Annotated in this window: 12 protein-coding genes and 1 tRNA gene; 5 read left to right on the top strand and 8 right to left on the bottom strand. The window is 71.7% G+C overall.

From position 1 onward, the window contains the following. Positions 1–34: 34 nt before the first annotated feature. The 3 genes from Q4V64_RS05435 to Q4V64_RS05445 are packed head-to-tail and all read right to left on the bottom strand — an operon-like array spanning position 35 to position 3,625. Positions 35–1,063 (bottom strand): ABC transporter permease, encoded by a 1,029-nt coding sequence (locus tag Q4V64_RS05435; RefSeq protein ID WP_124436546.1) that lies wholly within the window; start codon positions 1,061–1,063, stop codon positions 35–37. Then, positions 1,056–2,555, bottom strand: a complete 1,500-nt coding sequence (locus Q4V64_RS05440) for a sugar ABC transporter ATP-binding protein (RefSeq protein ID WP_124436547.1) — start codon at positions 2,553–2,555, stop codon at positions 1,056–1,058. Before Q4V64_RS05440 ends, Q4V64_RS05435 begins: the two co-directional genes overlap by 8 nt. Further along, a complete protein-coding gene (locus Q4V64_RS05445) occupies positions 2,552–3,625 on the bottom strand; it encodes a sugar ABC transporter substrate-binding protein (RefSeq protein ID WP_124436548.1) in 1,074 nt (357 codons plus the stop codon). Before Q4V64_RS05445 ends, Q4V64_RS05440 begins: the two co-directional genes overlap by 4 nt. A gap of 164 nt (positions 3,626–3,789) precedes the next feature. On the opposite strand from Q4V64_RS05445, the gene Q4V64_RS05450 reads away from it, so the two are divergent. The 3 genes from Q4V64_RS05450 to Q4V64_RS05460 all read left to right on the top strand — a co-directional run bounded on the left by Q4V64_RS05450 (position 3,790) and on the right by Q4V64_RS05460 (position 7,107). Beyond that, positions 3,790–4,491 (top strand): FadR/GntR family transcriptional regulator, encoded by a 702-nt coding sequence (locus Q4V64_RS05450; RefSeq protein ID WP_124436549.1) that lies wholly within the window; start codon positions 3,790–3,792, stop codon positions 4,489–4,491. Positions 4,492–4,583: 92 nt separating this feature from the next. Continuing rightward, entirely contained in the window at positions 4,584–5,624 is a 1,041-nt protein-coding gene (locus Q4V64_RS05455; protein WP_253266606.1) for an alpha/beta fold hydrolase, read from the top strand. A 139-nt stretch (positions 5,625–5,763) separates the two neighbouring features. Beyond that, on the top strand, positions 5,764–7,107 hold the full coding sequence (locus Q4V64_RS05460; protein WP_124436550.1) for an amidase family protein: 1,344 nt from the start codon (positions 5,764–5,766) through the stop codon (positions 7,105–7,107). Between the two features lie 18 nt (positions 7,108–7,125). Here the strand turns inward: Q4V64_RS05460 and Q4V64_RS05465 are convergent, their stop codons facing one another. Together Q4V64_RS05465 and Q4V64_RS05470 are read right to left on the bottom strand one after the other, a co-directional pair. Next, on the bottom strand, positions 7,126–7,608 hold the full coding sequence (locus tag Q4V64_RS05465; protein ID WP_124436551.1) for a GNAT family N-acetyltransferase: 483 nt from the start codon (positions 7,606–7,608) through the stop codon (positions 7,126–7,128). 71 nt (positions 7,609–7,679) lie between these two features. Continuing rightward, on the bottom strand, positions 7,680–7,853 hold the full coding sequence (locus Q4V64_RS05470; RefSeq protein ID WP_107082809.1) for a hypothetical protein: 174 nt from the start codon (positions 7,851–7,853) through the stop codon (positions 7,680–7,682). A gap of 414 nt (positions 7,854–8,267) precedes the next feature. Here Q4V64_RS05470 and Q4V64_RS05475 point away from each other — a divergent pair, with 414 nt between their 5' ends. Beyond that, positions 8,268–8,720, top strand: a complete 453-nt coding sequence (locus tag Q4V64_RS05475; protein WP_124436552.1) for an HD domain-containing protein — start codon at positions 8,268–8,270, stop codon at positions 8,718–8,720. A gap of 25 nt (positions 8,721–8,745) precedes the next feature. Then, a complete protein-coding gene (locus tag Q4V64_RS05480) occupies positions 8,746–9,567 on the top strand; it encodes an SDR family oxidoreductase (RefSeq protein WP_124436553.1) in 822 nt (273 codons plus the stop codon). A gap of 94 nt (positions 9,568–9,661) precedes the next feature. On the opposite strand, the gene Q4V64_RS05485 is transcribed toward Q4V64_RS05480, so the two are convergent. From Q4V64_RS05485 to Q4V64_RS05495, 3 genes are all read right to left on the bottom strand, one after another. Further along, positions 9,662–9,753, bottom strand: a tRNA-Thr gene (locus Q4V64_RS05485). 21 nt (positions 9,754–9,774) lie between these two features. Next, positions 9,775–11,259 (bottom strand): SDR family oxidoreductase, encoded by a 1,485-nt coding sequence (locus tag Q4V64_RS05490; RefSeq protein WP_124436554.1) that lies wholly within the window; start codon positions 11,257–11,259, stop codon positions 9,775–9,777. A gap of 104 nt (positions 11,260–11,363) precedes the next feature. Then, positions 11,364–12,695 carry a wax ester/triacylglycerol synthase family O-acyltransferase gene (locus tag Q4V64_RS05495; RefSeq protein WP_124436555.1) on the bottom strand — a complete coding sequence of 444 codons (1,332 nt, stop codon included), beginning with the start codon at positions 12,693–12,695 and terminating at the stop codon, positions 11,364–11,366. Positions 12,696–12,781 lie beyond the last annotated feature (86 nt).

Here is a 12,781-nt window from a genome sequence, read left to right on the forward strand (position 1 = left end):
AGGGCCTTTCGGTCGGTGACGGGGACGAGGCGGGTCAGTCCTGGGCGCGCCCCGTCGTGACGCGGGCGATCATGAGGGCGAGCAGGATGATTCCGCCGTAGATGGCCTGGATCCAGAAGGACGGCACCTGGGCGAGGGTCAGCAGGTTCTGTACGACTCCGAGGAGGAGTACGCCGGTCAGGGCGCCGAACATGGTGCCCTTGCCGCCGTCGAGGCTGATGCCGCCGATCACCGCCGCCGCGAACACCGTGAAGATCATGTTCTGGCCCTGGTTGGCGCTGATCGCGCCCACGTAGCCGGTCTGCAGGAGCCCGCCGACGGAGGCTAGGACCCCGGCGACGACGAACACGCCGAGCATCACCCGGTCGACGCGGATGCCGGCCGCGCGGGCCGCGTCCGGGTTGCCGCCGATGGCGTACAGGGCGCGTCCGACGCGGTGGTACTTCAGCACGAACCCGGCGACCGCGAAGGCGACCGCGGCGAGCCACACCGACATCGGGATGTTCAGGAAGGTGGTGGTGGCCAGCGAGTAGAAGCTGTCGGGCATGCCGAACAGCGTCTTGCCCTTGGTGGCGCCGACGAGCAGACCGCGCAGGACGATCAGCATCGCGAGCGTCACGATGAACGCGTTCAGCTTGAACTTCACGACCAGGACGCCGTTGAACGCGCCGATCGCCGCACCGACGACGAGGATCGAGAGCAGGGCGAGCGCGGCCGGGAACTCGCTGCCCCAGCCGGACTGGGCGGCGGGCAGCACGAGGAGCGCGCCCACGGCGGGGGCGATGCCGACGACCGATTCGAGGGACAGGTCGAACTTGCCGGTGATCAGCACCAGCGACTCGGCCAGCACCACCATCGCGAGCGCGGCCGAGGCGCCGAGGATCGAGATCAGGTTGCGCTCGGTGAGGAACGAGTCGTTGACGATCGCGCCGAACACCAGGAGCAGCAACAGGGCCGGTACGAGGGCGAGTTCGCGGGCCCGGCGCAGCAGGACGGTCCTTGCCGACCGGGCGGCCGGGGTCCGGAGCGGTGCGAGCGGCGGGGCGGCCTTGGTATCAGCCATGGTCCACTCCTTCGATGGAGGCGATCAGCTCGTGGTCGCGCCAGCCCGCCTGGTGCTCGGCGACCACGCGGCCGTGGAAGAGGACGAGGACGCGGTCGCAGCGCCTGAGGTCGTCGAGTTCGTCGGAGACGACGAGTACGGCCGTGCCGTCCTCGCGGGCGCTGTCCACGCGGGCGAGCAGGGACTCCTTGGACTTCACGTCGACGCCCGCGGTGGGGTTGATCAGGACCAGCAGCCGTGGGTCGGAGGCGAGGGCGCGGGCCATGACGACCTTCTGGGCGTTGCCGCCGGACAGGTCGGAGACGGGCTGGTCGGGGCCTTCGGTGTGGATGTCGAGGCGGTCGATCAGTTCGGTGGCGAAGCCGCGTTTGCGGTCGGTGCCGACGAAGCCGAAGCGGCCGAGCCGGTCGAGGACGCTCAGGGTGGCGTTGTCGCCGACGGTCATGCCGACGACCAGGCCCTGGGAGTGACGGTCACGAGGGACGCAGCCGACACCGGCGCGCAGAGCTGCCCGCACATCGCCGAACGGGAGCTGCTTTCCCTCCAGTCGGGCCGTTCCGCGCTGCGGCGTGTGCAGTCCCGTGAGGGACTCGGCCAGCTCGATCTTGCCGCTGGCGCTGGATCCGGCGAGTCCGACGACCTCGCCGCTGCGGACGGTCAGGTCGACGTTGTCGTAGGCGTCCGAGGTGAGGCCGCGGGCGTCGAGGAGGACGGGGGCACTGTCGTCGACGAGCCTTTCCTGTACGGCCTGGTCGGCGAGCGTCTCGATGGTCTCCCCCGCCATGGCCTCCACCAGCGCGGCCCTCGGCAGGTCGGCGACGGGGGCGGTGGTGATCCAGCGGGCGTCGCGCAGGACGGTCACGGTCTGGCAGACCTCGTACACCTCCTGGAGGTGGTGCGAGATGAACAGGAAGGTGACTCCGGAGTCCTGCAGGGCGCGCATGCGGGTGAACAGGCGCTCGATCTCACGGTTGTCGAGCTGGGCGGTCGGCTCGTCGAGGACGATGAAGCGGGCGCCGAAGCTCAACGCCCGGGCGATCTCCACCATTTGACGGTCCTCGACCTTGAGGTCGGCGGTGCGCGTCTCCGGGTCGACGTGCACGTCCCAGGTGGCGAGCAGTTCGGCGGCCTGGCTCTTGAGCCGCCGCCAGCTGATGAACCCGCGTTCGAGCGGCTGCCGGTTGATGAACAGGTTCTCGGCGACGGTCAGCTCCGGGACGACCGTGGGCCGCTGGTAGACGCAGGCGACCTTGCGGCGCCAGGCGTCCCGGTCGGCGAGCGGGGGCGCGGGGTCGCCGTCGAAGCGGACCGTGCCCTCGTCCGGGGCCTGGAGGCCGGTGAGGACGGTGACGAGGGTGGACTTGCCGGCGCCGTTGCGGCCGACGAGTGCGTGGGACTCGCCGGGCAGGACGGTGAGCCGGCCGTCGGCGAGGGCGGTGGTGGGGCCGTAGCGTTTGACGATGCCCCGCGCCTCAACAAGTGGGGTGCTCATTTGACCGTGTTGCCCCAGAGCTTGGGGTCGTCGACGTTCTCCTTGGTGACCAGTGGTGCGGGCAACTGGTCCTCGAGGATGCCGCTGGGCAGCTCGACGATCGTCGAGTCGTGGTCGGTCGGGCCCGGCTTGAACGTCTTCCCCTCCATGGCCGCCTTGATGTAGTACATGCCGTACTTGGCGTAGAGGTCCGCGGGCTGGGAGACGGTGGCGTCGATCTCGCCCTTGCGGATGGCGTCGTACTCCTGCGGGATGCCGTCGTTGGAGACGATCGTGATGTGGCCCGACTGGCCGGCCTTCTTCAGCATCCCCTTCGACTTCAGGGTCTGCAGGGTCGGGGCGAGGTAGACGCCGCCCGCCTGCATGTAGATGCCCTTGATGTCGGGGTTGGCGTTGAGGAGCGTGTCCAGCTTCGAGGCCGCCGTGTCGGACTCCCACTTCGCGGGGATCTCCAGCACCTTCAGCTTGGGGAAGTTCTTCTTCACGCAGGAGCGGAACGCCTCCGAGCGCTCGCGGCCGTTGACCGAGGCGAGGTCGCCCATGATCTGCACGACCTTGCCGGAGGGGATCTGCTCACCGAGGTACTGGCAGGCCTTCTCGCCGTACGCGACGTTGTTGGCGCGCACCACCATGGCGACCTTGCCCTTGTCCGGCGCCACGTCGACCGCGACGACCGGCACGCCCTTGCGTTCGGCCTGGTCGAGGCCGGCCTCGATGGCGGCGCTGTCCAGCGGGGCGACGACCAGGCCCTTGACGCCCTGGTTGAGCTGGTTGTTGATGTCGGTGATCTGCTGGGAGGGGTCGCTGTTGGAGTTGACCGTCTTCAGCGCGTCGACCTCCTCGGACTTCGCCATCTTGGGTACGTAGTCGTTGTACGACTGCCAGAACGGCGAGGTCAGCAGGGGCAGGATCACTCCGACCTTGCCGGTGCCGTCACCTCCCGCGCTGGAGGCGCCGCCGGTGTCCTTGGTGCTGCCGCACGCCGCGAGCACGAGGGAGGCGCCGACGGCCGCGGCCACCGCGCCGACGCTTCGGGACCTGTTCCGCTTCCACACTGTCTTGCCGGGCATCTGGCGGCTCCTCGTTGAGCGTGTTCGAGCAGATGCCCGCATACTTATCAGACCACTTCCCCGGAACAACACCCTCTAGAGGCAGATTCTCGCGGATTCCAGCCATAGTGGTCGGACCACACTGGTGGTTAGACTGCGGCGCACCCGGTGAGTGGAGGAATGGCGTGGACGAGACAGCCCCGCAGAAGGGCACCGTGACACAGCGCGCCATCGAGCAGATCAAGGCGATGATCGGCGAGGGGCGGCTGGAGCCGGGCCAGCGGCTGCCCACCGAGCGCGATCTGGCCGCCCGGCTCGGTATCTCCCGCAGTTCGATGCGTGAGGCGATCCGCGCGCTCACCGTCTTGGGCGTGCTGGAGGCCCGGCACGGTTCGGGCATCTACGTCACCCAGCTGGAGGCCGGCGATCTGCTGGAGACCTTCGGCGTGGTGGCCGATCTCTCGCGCGGCCCGCGTCTGGTGGAGCTGCTGGAGGTCCGCCGCATCCTGGAGTCGACGGCGACGGCGCTGGCCGCCGCCCGCATCACCCCGGACCAGCTCGCCGAGGTCGAGAAGCACCTGACGGCGATGAACGCCACGGACGACCCCGAGGAGATCCTCGCCCACGACCTGGCCTTCCACCACGAGATCGCGACGGCCGCCGGCAACGAGACCATGGCCGCGATCCTGGACGGCCTGTCCTCCCGCACCTTCCGCGCCCGCGTCTGGCGCGGCTACCAGGAGGAGGGCGCCTTCGCCCGCACCCGCCGCGAACACGCGGCCATCCACCGCGCGCTGGTCGCCCGCGACCCGGAGGCGGCGCGGGCGGCGGCGGCCGCGCATGTGGGGGAAGTGGAGGAGTGGCTGCGCAGTCAACTCGCGCGGTAGACCAGGCGCTCGACCGGAACCTTCCCTTTTTGCCCCGACGCGACGCGGCCCGAAGGTCACTGGGGCCGTTGTCGTCGTGGACAATGGGCCGCATGCGGTCATGGGGAACGGCCTGCGCCGCCGCCGCACTGCTGCTGGTGGCCACGGTCGGCTGCACCGGGGGCGACGGCGGTGACGGCGGTGACGGGGGTGACGCGGCGCGCAGCAGCCCGCCGACACGGACCAGCGCCGAAAGCCGGACCCCCTCCCCGACCCGTACGCCCGTCAACCCGGTGTCGATCCCGGGCCTGATCCAGCGCGAGCACCACGGTTCCGGCCTCCGCCTCGGCGCCGTGCTCGCCCGGACCGCCGCCTACACGAGCTACCGCGTGACGTACGAGGCGAACGGGCTGACGATCTCGGGCCTGATGAACATCCCGACCGGCAAGGGCCCGTTCCCGGCGCTGGTCCTGGCCCACGGCTACATCGATCCGGCCGTCTACACCACCGGCCGCGGCCTGGCCCGCGAACAGGACCTCCTCGCACGCAACGGCTACGTGGTCCTGCACACCGACTACCGCAACCACGCGGGTTCGGACGACGACCCCGACAACGACGTGAACCTCCGCCTCGGCTACACCGAGGACGTCATCGGCGCGGTGATGGCCCTGCGCTCCTCCGGCCGCGCGGAGATCGACGGCGACCGGATCGGCCTGCTGGGCCGGTCGATGGGCGGCGGCGTCGTATACAACACGCTGGTGGTGACCCCGGGGCTGGTCGACGCAGCGGTGGTCTTCGCGCCGGTCAGCTCCCGACCGGAGGAGAACATCGACCAGTTCCAGCGCCCCGAGAACGACCCGATCGTCGCCGAGATCGAGGCCGAGCACGGCACCCCGGAGGAGAACCCGGCCTTCTGGCGTGAGGTCTCGCCCGTCACCTACGTCGACCGTGTGACCGAGCCGCTGCTGATCCACCACGGCACGGCGGACGACACGTGTCCCCTCACCTGGTCGAGGCGGACGGCCGCCGCGTTCGAGGCGGCGGGCAAGGACGTGGAGCTGCGCACCTACGACGGCGAGGGGCACACGTTCGGACCGCAGTGGCCGCGTTCGATGGACGCCACGATGGCCTTCTTCGAACGGCACCTGCGCTGAGGCGCGCTGCTGCGCCCCGCGACCGATCCGGCCCGCGACGACCGTCGCTTCGCGAAAAGTCCAAGAAGACCGGTCCGCATGTCCGAACTCGCCAGTACGCTCACCGCATTCGCACCCCGCCCACCTCCGAGGAGCGCCCGTGACCAGCTGGGTCGGCCGGACCGCCGCCGAGATCGCCGCCGCCGTACGCGAGAAGCGGGCCACGCCCCGCGAAGTGGTGGCGGAGCATCTCGCCCGGATCGAACGGCTCGACGGTCGCGTCGGAGCCTTCCGCGTGGTCCGCGCCGAGGCGGCGCTCGCCGAGGCCGACGAGGTGGCCGCGCGCGGTGACCTCGCCGAACTGCCCCTGGCCGGCGTGCCCGTGGCCGTCAAGGACAACCTGGCCGTGCGGGGCGAGTCGCGGCGCCTCGGTACCGCCGCGACCCGGGACACGCCCGCCGCCGACGACCATGTCACCGTGGCCCGGCTGCGGGCGGCGGGCGCGGTGGTCGTGGGCCTGACCAACGTGCCGGAACTGTGCGTCTTCGGCACCACGGAGGGCGTCCACGGCACCGCCCGCAACCCGTGGGACACCTCCCGCACGGCGGGCGGCTCGTCCGGCGGCAGCGCGGCCGCGGTCGCCGCCGGCCTGGTGCCGATCGCCCTCGGCAACGACGGCATGGGCTCCTTGCGCATACCGGCGGCCAACTGCGGCCTGCTCACCCTGAAGCCGGGCATCGGCGTGGTCCCGGCCGGCGTCAGCGACGGCGACTGGTTCGGCATGTCCGAGAACGGGCCCCTGGCGACGACCGTCGAGGACGCCCGCCTGATGCTGTCGGTCATCGCGGACACCGGGTTCGTACGACGGGACGGGCCCGCCGCGCACAAGGTCGCCGTCTCCCTGCGCAGCCCGATCGCCGGAGTCGCCATCACCAAGCCGTATACGACCGCGGTCCGGGAGGCCGCCGGGCTGCTCATCAAGGCAGGTCACCCGGTACGGCGCGCCGACCCGCCGTATCCGGTGTCGCTGAGCCTCACCTCGCTCGTCCACTGGACGGCGGGCACCTTCGTGGACGCGCAGGGCCTCGACAGACAGCACCTCGCGCGGCGCACCCGGGTCCACGCGGCCATCGGGCGGTCCTTCGTCGGCACAGCCCGCACCGGCAGGGCCCGGGAGGCACTGCGCCGGCGCCTGGAGCCGTTCTTCGACGAGTACGACGTGCTGCTCACCCCGGCGCTCGCCCGCCGCTCCCCCAAGGCCGGGCCCTGGCACGAGCGGGGCTGGCTGAGCAACGTGCTGGCCAACACGAACTACTCACCCATGACCCCGCCGTGGAACCTGACCGGCTGGCCCGCGATGTCGGTCCCCTTCGGCACCCTGCCCTCCGGCGCCCCCTGCGCGGTACAGCTGGTGGGGCGGCCGGGGTCGGAGGCGGATCTGCTGGAGGTGGCGGAGCAGTTGGAGCAGCGGCATCCGTGGCAGCGGACGGCGCCGCTGGACTAGGTGCGGACCAGGAGCGGACTAGAGGGCCTTGTACATGATGTGCAGGCCCACCCGGCCGTGCCGGGGGTGTTCGTACGCGTCCGGGACCGTGCCCAGGATCGTGAAGCCGAGGGACGTCCAGAGCTTCACCGCCGGGTTGGTCTCGACGACGGCGTTGAAGACCATCCCCCGGTAGCCGGCGGTCTCGGCGGCGGTCAGAAGGTGCTCGGCGAGGGCGCGGCCGATGCCGCGGCCGGCGTGGTCGGGGTCGACCATGAAGCCCGCGTTGGCGATGCGGGAGGCGGGGCCGCCGTAGTTGGGGGTGAGGTAGGCGGAGGCCACGACGGCTCCCGTGTCGTCCTCGACGACATGGACGGTCTTGGCCGGGGCCATCCACAGGGCACGGGCCGCTTCCTCGGACGTGTCCGGGTCCCAGGCGTAGGTCTCGGCGGCGGCGACGATCCGGTGCCAGAAAGGCCAGATCCGCGGCCAGTCCTCGGCCACGGCTTTCCTGATCAGCATGGGCGCAGTCTCGCACGCCCATGCTGTCGGCGATCGCGACGGGTCCTGCCTGCGGGTCGGTCCCCGCGGGGTCAGTCCACGCTGGGCAGGATGTGGGGCTCGGCGAGGTCGTCCTCGTAGCCCGCCAGGCGGATCGGTGCGGACCGGGCCCACACGTCCAGGCTTCCGATCTCGCCGGGCCGGCGGCCCGCGCGCTCCGTGCGTTCCTTGGGGCGCTGCTCGCGATTCGTCTTCTCCGGTGTCACCGCGCACTCCTTATGTGTCGGGTCACCCTCGGGCGTTCCGGCCCAGTAATGCGGCCTGGTTTCCGACGCCCGATGGTGTCTGGCTTGAGGCAGTTCGGACGCGGTGGCGTCGGTCCCATGACGGACTGTGGGTGTGGGTAGGACCCCGTACTGCTGTCCGTCCGTTACAGATTAACCAAATGAGCGGGGGTCCGCTCGATGGGGCTGAAAACAAAGGGTAACTGTCTGAAGTCGGCCCACATTCGACCAGGCATGATTTCCAACGCTTTGTTACATAGTCTTCCGGTTTGGAAGTCGCCCGTTCGGCCTACGGCGGCGAACAGCCGACGCAGTTCAGATCCCGTTGGCCGAATCGCAAGCCGGCCATGATCTGCTGCCGGACGGCAACGGCTTGTCCGGCGGGAGGACTGACGCATGGAGCTGCGCAGTGTCGAGGAGCTGATGGATCTGCTGTACGCCTGCCGGGGCGCCTGGCGCGCCTCGCCCGGGCCCCGGGGTGGCCGGGTCGATCTGCACCAGCACGCACTGCGGACCGCCGCGCTGCTGCGCCGCAGCCGTCCCGCCGACAAGGAGCTCCAAGTGGCGGGCCTGGTGCACGCGATCGGTCCGCTGCTGCGCCCCGGGGACGAGAGCGCGCACGCGCACTGCGCGGCCGAAGCGGTCCGTTCCCTGCTCGGTGAGCGGGTCTCCCGCCTGGTCCGAGGGCACGTCCCGGGCGGCGGTCCCGCCGACGACGACCTGCTGCGCCTGCGCCAGGCCGAAGAGGAGGGCAGGACAGCCGGGTTCGACGCGGGCGTCCTGGAGGACTGGCGCACGGTGCTGGAGCTGATGGCGGCGCGGAACTCCCGCCTCGGGGCTGTCGACTGACGGTCCGTCATGAGACCGTACGGCGATGACGTCGCCGTACGGTCTTCAGGGCAGGGCCGCCGTGGTCACCGGGGCCACGCGGGGCATCGGGTACGCCGTGGCCCGTGAGCTGGCCGCGGCGGGGGCGCTGGTGTGCGTGACCGCGCGGCACGCCGATCAGGTGCGGCGGACCGCCGCGCGGCTGGGCGGCATCGGGCTGGCCGGCAGTGTCGCCGATCCGGCACATCTGCGGCAGGTCACGGAGTTGACGCTGCGCGAGTTCGGCCGGATCGACGTCGTGGTCAACAACGCGGCGACCAACCAGCCGTACGGACAGCTCATGGACGCCGACCCGGACCTGTGGCGCACGGCGTTCGCCGTCAACGTAGAAGCGCCGCTGCGGCTGGTGCGGGAGGCGTGGCGGGCGTGGATGGGGGAGCACGGGGGCTCGGTGGTGAACATCTGCACGGAGGGCGCGGAGCATGTCGGGCCCAACGTCGGCGCGTACGGGACCAGCAAGGCGGCGCTGCTGCACCTGACGCGCCAGCTGGCGGGCGAACTCGCGCCGCGGGTACGGGTCAACTCCGTCTCCCCCGGTCTCGTCCGCACCGAGATGGCGCGGTTCGTGTGGGAGCGGGGCGAGGACGAGGTGGCGGCGGGGCTGCCCCTGGGCCGGATCGGCGAGCCCGAGGACGTCGCGCGGGCCGTCGTGTGGCTGGCCTCGGACGCGGCGCGGTGGGTGACCGGGGCGGATCTGGTGGTGGACGGGGGCACGCGGGTTCGGGCGGCGGCCACACCGACGGCGTACGCGGTACACGAACGCCTGCGGTCGCAGGCACCGCCGGATGCGGGCAGCGGCGCGTCCTGACGCCGCTGAGCGGACGCGGCGTGCGGGGGTGGGGGGTGGGGGTGCCCGAGATCGAGGCGGCTACGCGATCGCCCCCGACAGGGCGACAGGCCCGTGGCGGGGCCTGCATGGAGTCGAACCACGAAGAACGCGTGACCAACGCACCGGGCACCCTCACCGTAGGACAGCGGCCCCCGCACAGGCCACCGGATTACAGCGGGCGGGGCCTCACCACTTGCCCGGCGCGTAATCCTTCAGGAAGACCCCGTACAGGTCCTCACCCTCCTCGCCGCGCACGATCGGGTCGTACACGCGGGCCGCGCCGTCGACCAGGTCGAGCGGGGCGTGGAAGCCGGCCTCGGCGAGGCGGACCTTGTCGGGGTGCGGGCGTTCGTCGGTGATCCAGCCGGTGTCGACGGCCGTCATCAGGATGCCGTCCTTCTCGAACATCTCCTGGGCGCTGGTGCGCGTGAGCATGTTCAGCGCGGCCTTGGCCATGTTGGTGTGCGGGTGGCCGGCGCCCTTGTAGCCGCGCGCGAAGACGCCCTCCATGGCGGAGACGTTGACGATGTACGACCGGCGGGAGGCCGAGGCGGCCATCGCCGGGCGCAGGCGGCTGATCAGGATGAAGGGCGCCGTGGAGTTGCAGAGCTGGACCTCGAGCAGCTCGACCGGCGTGACCTCCTCGACCGTCTGGATCCAGCTGTTGGTGTCGTGCAGGTCGGGGACGAGCCCGCCCGCGTCGATCGCCGTACCGGCCGCGATGCGCTCCAGGGACGCCGAGCCGGAGACCAGGGCCAGGTCCGTCACGTCCTGGGCGGTCAGCGCACCGCCGCCCGCGACCGGGAGGGCGGGCACCGCGCCGGAGCCGAAGGTGCCGATCACCTCGGCGGCGGGCAGTTCACCGGCGGGCAGCGGGCCGGACTCGGCGCCGAGCAGCTCGCTGTAGGCCTGCGGGGAGCGCCGTACGGTCTGCGCCGCGTTGTTGATCAGGATGTCGAGGGGACCCTCGGCGGCCACCGAGTCGGCGAGGGCCACCACCTGGGCGGGGTCGCGCAGGTCGATGCCGACGATCTTGAGGCGGTGGATCCAGTCGGCGCTGTCGGGCTGGGCCTTGAAGCGGCGGATCGCGTCGTTCGGGAAGCGGGTGGTGATCGTGGTGTGCGCGCCGTCGCGCAGCAGGCGCAGCGCGATGTACATGCCGATCTTGGCGCGGCCGCCGGTGAGCAGCGCGCGCTTGCCCGTCAGGTCGGCGCGGGCGTCGCGGCGGGCCCGGTTCTCGGCGGCGCACTTCTGGCAGAGCTGGTGGTAGAAGTAGTCGACCTCGACGTACCGGGCCTTGCAGATGTAGCAGGAGCGCGGGCGCTGGAGTACCCCCGCGATCTGCCCCTCCCCCGTGACCGACGACGGCAGGACGCCCTCCGTCTCGTCGTCGATGCGCTGGGCGGAGCCGGTGGCCGTGGCCTCCGTGACCGCCTTGTCGTGGGCGGTCTTGGCGGCCCGGCGCTCCTGGCGGCGGCGCTGCTTGACCGTGCGGTAGACGCCCGCGGTGGCCCGGCGCACCGCGATCGCGTCCGGGTGGTCGACCTCCAGCTTGTCGAGTTCCTCCAGCACGCTGAGGCAGACGGCGAGCCGTTCGGGGTCGATGCCGGGCCCGTACGAGGACTCAACCACCTCGTCCATCGTCGCCGAGCCGTTGTCTGTCACCGTCATGGCCGCTGCCGTTCCCTGGGTCCCTCGCGCGGCGCTCCGACGGCGGCCGCTTTCGAACGGGGCATTTTACGGAGCGCCGGGCCGCACGCCAAACCCGCCCACTGTCACGGCTCACAAGCGGCGATGAGCGTCTCCACCTCCTGGGACAGTGCGTGGGCCAGCCGGTCGAGGTCCGGTACGGCGTGCGCGTCGGCGACGAGCCCGTAGTGGACGCTCCCCCGGTACGTCGAGATGGCGACCGCGAGGGACTGGCCGCGGGCCAGCGGGGCGAAGGGAAACACCGCGGTGACCGGATTGCCGCCGAGCCTGAGGCCGATGCTCGGCAGCGGCACGCTGGTGACGAGGATGTCGAACCAGAGCCGCGCGGCCTGGCCGGCCAGCGCCCCGCCGAGCCGGTGACCGAGCGCCGGCACATGGTCGGCGAGCAGGGCGACGGCACCGGCGCCCCGGTTGGGTCCGGCGTCCTTGTTGCGGTCCATGGCCGTACGGACCGTGGCGAGGCGGCCGAGCGGGTCCGGATCGGCGACGGGAAGCCGTATCAGGTACCCGGAGAGCCGGTTGCCCTGTGGGTGGGCGGTGCGCGGGCGGCGCGTGGAGACCGGGATCAGCGCGCGGGGCGCGATGCCCTCGCTGCCGTCGCCGCGCTCGTCGAGCCAGCGGCGCAGGGCGCCCGCTACGACCGCGATGAGGACGTCGTTGACGGTGCCGCCCTCGGCCTTGCGGACGCGGTGCACGTCGTCGAGGTCGACGACCACTCCGGCGGTGCGGCGGGTACCGGTGGGCCAGGCGGTGAGGGCGGCGGAGGAGCGCACGCCCAGGTTGGCCACGGCGAGGGAGGCGCCGATGTCCAGCGCCCGGCCCACGTCGGTCAGGGCTCCGCGCACCAGCCCGGGCAGTTTCCGCACGTCGGGGAGGAGGCTGCGGGAGGGCTCGGTGCGGCGGGGCCGGCGGGCCGGCAGGTCCATCGGGTCCAGGACGGCGGCGGCGAGCGTCAGCGCCCGCAGCCCGTCGGCCAGGGCATGGTGGAACTTGAACAGCACGGCGAACGAGACGCCGTCCTCCCCGGGCAGCACGTGGGCCTCCCACGGCGGCCGGCCGCGGTCCAGCGGGCGCTGCATGAGCCGGCCCGCCTCGCCGTGGAAGTCCGCGGTCGGGGCGTGCAGCAGGACGTGGTTCAGGGGATCGAAACCGGGGTCGGGCTCCCGAGCCGCGCCGCCGAGGACCGGCGGCAGGCCGAGCGGCTGCCACACACTCCGGATCCGCATCCGCAGACCGGGCACCGCGGCGGCCCGTGCGGCGAGCAGGTCGGCCGCGTGGGCGCCCGCGGTGGGCGAGCGTGCCGCGAAGACGCCGAGCGCGCCCAGGTGCATGGGATGCTCGGCGGATTCCATGTTCCAGAACGCCAAGTCGAGAGGTGCCAGCAGGTCAGCAGTCAAGGGCTTGCCTCGCGTCGACGACGGGTGGGTCAGCAGTCAATCGCCCGCAAGCGATTACGGTCAAGTACGATCAAGCTACGCACAGT

Source organism: Streptomyces sp. NL15-2K, assembly GCF_030551255.1.
Lineage (GTDB): Bacteria > Actinomycetota > Actinomycetes > Streptomycetales > Streptomycetaceae > Streptomyces.

Excerpts from the sequence above, each read along its gene's own strand:
- Q4V64_RS05435 (WP_124436546.1), bottom strand. The coding sequence starts at position 1,063 with ATGGCTGATACCAAGGCCGCCCCGCCGCTCGCACCGCTCCGGACCCCG.
- Q4V64_RS05475 (WP_124436552.1), top strand. The coding sequence starts at position 8,268 with ATGGAGCTGCGCAGTGTCGAGGAGCTGATGGATCTGCTGTACGCCTGC.
- Q4V64_RS05440 (WP_124436547.1), bottom strand. The coding sequence starts at position 2,555 with ATGAGCACCCCACTTGTTGAGGCGCGGGGCATCGTCAAACGCTACGGC.
- Q4V64_RS05490 (WP_124436554.1), bottom strand. The coding sequence starts at position 11,259 with ATGACGGTGACAGACAACGGCTCGGCGACGATGGACGAGGTGGTTGAG.
- Q4V64_RS05445 (WP_124436548.1), bottom strand. The coding sequence starts at position 3,625 with ATGCCCGGCAAGACAGTGTGGAAGCGGAACAGGTCCCGAAGCGTCGGC.
- Q4V64_RS05465 (WP_124436551.1), bottom strand. The coding sequence starts at position 7,608 with ATGCTGATCAGGAAAGCCGTGGCCGAGGACTGGCCGCGGATCTGGCCT.
- Q4V64_RS05455 (WP_253266606.1), top strand. The coding sequence starts at position 4,584 with ATGCGGTCATGGGGAACGGCCTGCGCCGCCGCCGCACTGCTGCTGGTG.
- Q4V64_RS05480 (WP_124436553.1), top strand. The coding sequence starts at position 8,746 with ATGACGTCGCCGTACGGTCTTCAGGGCAGGGCCGCCGTGGTCACCGGG.